This window comes from Microcystis sp. M113S1, assembly GCF_020246945.1.
GTDB lineage: Bacteria > Cyanobacteriota > Cyanobacteriia > Cyanobacteriales > Microcystaceae > Microcystis.
In genome coordinates, this window is the sequence record NZ_JADBSA010000359.1 from 1 (window position 1) to 3,910 (window position 3,910).

Sequence of the window (3,910 nt, forward strand, 5' to 3'; positions counted from 1 at the left end):
ATTCTTGGGCTGCCCATTTCTCCATTTTTTTGCTTACCTCCACCTTAATTCCTTCTTTCAAAACTATACCTATCAATCGTTTCCCCTTTTTTTAAGTTTCTTCTCTTTTTGTTAAGAAAGATCTGACTAATGGATAGCCCCCTTGATAAGGGGGGTGCCGATAGGCGGGGGGATCTGAGAACTTTTAACACCTACCTACTTAGCTAAAAAAACGGTACACTGATAACTGATAACTGATCACTGATCACTGCTTATGCCTCCTCGTTGGCCCCGTCAACCCGATCGCAAAAACGATCCCGCTTTCCGACGTTTAGATGATCGCATGAATTTCGCCGTTCATGTGGCGGCTTTTTTAGCGATTAATTCAGGGTTGTGGTTTTTTCATATCATTAAATTTTCCGATTGGACTTGGTTGAATCTGTTCACGGGAATTTGGGCTATTCTATTGGTGGGACATTTGATTTATATAGCGGCGATCGCTAACTACTCGGTAACATCCCATGGCTAATACAACTCAGGACATCGAAAATCTGGCGGCCCAAATCGGCGACAATATCTATATTGACGTGGCTAAATGGCATCTCTATCTCCGGGAGGCACATTTACACAGCGTCGTTGCCGAAAAAGTCTTCCCTTTGCTCGAAAACGACAGTTTAAGCGAGAATGCAGTCATGTCTATCCTGCGGGAGATTAAAGTCACCCTCGGAGGTGGTCATCTGCAAGTTTCCCTAGCGGATTTGTTACCCAGCAAATGTCAGATAGATTTAATCGATTTGCTGGAAGAATACCAAAAAAGTCGCTAAAATTGCCAAATACTATGCCTGATAACTGGCAGACTAGGACTAACAGGCTAAAGTAGTTAGGGTTTGCTGAATAAATCTAAAAACTTTGTTCGATAAGTACCGGCCTTTGGAGTGATCGGGGGGAAAATTCAGGGACTTTTCCCTGAAAATTAGGTAATTGACCCCCTGAAAATGGCTAAAACCCTACACCCTACACCCCACACCCCACACCCTACACCCTACACCCTACCCCCACCGAAAAACTTTTTGCCGCATACCCTAGTTAGGGTTAGCTGAATAAATCTGAAAACCTTGTTGGATAAGACTTTTAGACTTTTTGTCAATCAAAAAGTACCGGATATGGGAGTGATCGGGGGGAAAATTCAGGTACTTTTTCCCTGAAAATTAGGTAGTTGACCACCTGAAAATCGGTAAAACCCATCCCCCATCCCCCCTCCCCCAACCCCCAACCCCCACCGAAAAACTTTTTCAGCAGACCCTAGTTAGAAATAGTCCCCCAGAAGCAAACCATGGAAATAGGTGTTCCCAAAGAGATTAAAGATCAAGAGTTTCGCGTCGGTTTAAGTCCTAGTAGTGTGCGTGTACTCAATGATCGCGGTCACAGGGTATTTGTGGAAACGGCCGCTGGATTAGGTGCTGGATTCAGCGATGAGGATTACCAAAAAGCTGGGGCCAAAATTGTGGGAAAAGCGGCACAAGTTTGGGATAAACCGCTAGTTGTCAAGGTAAAAGAGCCGCTTAAGGCAGAATACGGCTCTTTAAATAAGGAAGCTCTCCTATTCACCTATTTACACCTAGCGGCCGAGCGCTATTTAACAGAAGCATTAATCGAGTCGGGAACAACTGCGATCGCTTATGAAACTGTCGAGCTTGCCGATGGTCGCTTGCCTCTCTTGACTCCCATGAGTGTTATTGCTGGTCGTCTTTCGGTACAATTTGGGGCCCGCTATCTGGAAAAACAACAGGGAGGTAGGGGAGTTTTACTGGGGGGTTTCCCCGGGGTGAGTCCTGGACAAGTGGTTATCCTTGGCGGTGGTGTAGTGGGTACAGAAGCGGCCAGAATTGCCGTCGGTATGGGGGCAAAAGTAACTATTTTAGATATTAACGTCGAGCGCTTGGCCTATTTAGAAACTTTATTCGGTTCCCGGGTAGAATTGCTTTATAGTAGCCCGGCACAATTAGAAAATGTGGTTCCTAAGGCCGATTTATTGATTGGGGCAGTGCTAGTCTTAGGAAAACGAGCGCCGACTCTGGTTTCTCGCTCTTTAGTCGCCAAAATGAACCCTGGTTCTGTAATTGTCGATGTGGCAGTGGACCAAGGGGGCTGCGTGGAAACCCTGCGGGCCACTTCCCACAGTCAACCGACTTACCTGGAGTCGGGAGTAGTACATTATGGAGTGCCTAATATGCCTGGAGCAGTACCCTGGACGGCAACCCAAGCTTTAAATAATAGTACCCTACCCTACGTTATTAAATTAGCCGACCATGGGGTAAAAGCGCTGGATCAAGATGTTTCCCTCGCTAAGGGGTTAAATGTCGCCAATCATCGGTTAATTCATCCAGCAGTGCGCGAAGTTTTTCCCGATTTGATTTGAGCAGTAATTTCAGGGCTGATCGTGGTATTTTCTAGGGGTTATGACTAAGAATTTATGGACAAGGGATGAGCTGCTGATCGCTCTCAATTTATACTATAAATTTCCCTATGGACAATTCCACACCAATAATCCTGTTATTATCGAAGTCGCTCAAAAGTTACAGCGAACACCATCGGCCCTGGTGATGAAATTATGTAATTTTGGTTCTCTCGATCCCAGGCATCAATTGCGAGGAGTACAGGGGTTAAAAGCTATCAGTAAAGCTGATCGGCAAATCTGGCAGGAGTTCGAGGATAACTGGACAGAATTAGCCCTAGAAAGTGAGGAAAAATTACAGGTTCTTTTAGGAGTTATCAACGAACAGCAAGAGGATTTTACTAGACTTGATTTTTCGGAAAAGATCAAAACAGAAACTGAGGCAATCAGAAAAGTTAGAATCGGACAAAACTTTTTTAGAAAGACAATTTTAGCCCTATATAACTATCGTTGCTGTATTACAGGAAATCCCATTCCTCTGTTACTAACAGCTAGTCATATATTACCCTGGAGTCAATTTCCCGAACAGCGTTTAAACCCTCATAATGGCTTGTGCCTAGCTCGTACTCATGATACTGCTTTCGATCGAGGTTTAATTAGTTTCGACGAGGATTTAAGATTAATTATTGGCCATGAGATCGAAAAAAAGGCTCAGGATCAAGGTAGTGAGACGTTAGAACTAAATTTTATCAACTATCGGGGTAAAACTTTAAATGTTCCCGATCGCTTTTCACCAGATTTGGATTTTTTAAACTATCATCGCTATCATATATTTCAGGGCTAAAAGTACGACAAGTTAAATTAAATTCTCCATTGCATTACTTTGTTTATAATTGAGTTTGTCTAAAACACTTTTGCAATTTCAGCTTGTGCATAAAGTTTTATGTACAGATTCAACATTTTTGGTGACTAAGCTACAGCAAATCCTGTATATTTGCGTACTTTAGGATAACGAAAGCCGAGTACTATATCTTCTTTGGGAATACCTGCCTCCATCAAATCAGTAGCTATACCTTCCTCCGTTTCATCACATTGAATCCAGACTTTATCGACAACCAAGCTCAGGTGAATTGGTGTTGCATGGAGATACTTATTACCACTCCAACCGAAATCTAAAACTAGATAATGTCCTCGTTCATCATCAAATATAACCTGAGAAGTGTAGCCATCAGGTAAAGTAGCACGATAGTTAGCATGATTCTGGAGAACAGTCTTAATAATACCTTGATATTTTAATCGGGTATCCATTGCACGATTACCTCACTTTCATCATCAAAGACAATTAAAAGGGGAGAATTAATCCCCCCATCAATTTAAACAAAGAAACTATTGACCGCAATAGTGCCGAGCGCCGGTAAAGTACCCGTTAACCCGGTGAGATTAATCACCAAATCATTAGCACTTTGGAAACCCGCCGTACCGTCGTTGATAATTAGGTAAGTAGAAGAACTATTGTCCCGCACTAAAACAGCACTG

General features: G+C 43.1%; 6 protein-coding genes. 4 read left to right on the plus strand and 2 right to left on the minus strand.

Going from position 1 to position 3,910, the window contains the following annotated elements:
• The first annotated feature begins 253 nt into the window (after positions 1 to 253).
• The 4 genes from IM319_RS18245 to IM319_RS18260 all read left to right on the plus strand — a co-directional run bounded on the left by IM319_RS18245 (position 254) and on the right by IM319_RS18260 (position 3,218).
• A complete protein-coding gene (locus tag IM319_RS18245; RefSeq protein WP_159294608.1) occupies positions 254 to 508 on the plus strand; it encodes a hypothetical protein in 255 nt (84 codons plus the stop codon).
• Positions 501 to 803, plus strand: coding sequence for a DUF3181 family protein (locus tag IM319_RS18250; RefSeq protein WP_002761852.1), 303 nt, complete (start codon positions 501 to 503; stop codon positions 801 to 803). The genes IM319_RS18245 and IM319_RS18250 overlap by 8 nt, the downstream gene beginning before the upstream one ends.
• Before the next feature lie 509 nt (positions 804 to 1,312).
• On the plus strand, positions 1,313 to 2,398 hold the full coding sequence (gene ald, locus IM319_RS18255) for an alanine dehydrogenase (protein ID WP_287736505.1): 1,086 nt from the start codon (positions 1,313 to 1,315) through the stop codon (positions 2,396 to 2,398).
• A gap of 40 nt (positions 2,399 to 2,438) precedes the next feature.
• Positions 2,439 to 3,218, plus strand: a complete 780-nt coding sequence (locus IM319_RS18260) for an HNH endonuclease (protein ID WP_287736506.1) — start codon at positions 2,439 to 2,441, stop codon at positions 3,216 to 3,218.
• Positions 3,219 to 3,343: 125 nt separating this feature from the next.
• Here the strand turns inward: IM319_RS18260 and IM319_RS18265 are convergent, their stop codons facing one another.
• Both IM319_RS18265 and IM319_RS18270 read right to left on the minus strand, forming a co-directional pair.
• Positions 3,344 to 3,682, minus strand: coding sequence for a XisI protein (locus tag IM319_RS18265; RefSeq protein WP_012268251.1), 339 nt, complete (start codon positions 3,680 to 3,682; stop codon positions 3,344 to 3,346).
• 65 nt (positions 3,683 to 3,747) lie between these two features.
• On the minus strand, positions 3,748 to 3,910 hold a 163-nt coding region (locus tag IM319_RS18270; protein ID WP_287736402.1), incomplete at its 5' end, for a bluetail domain-containing putative surface protein.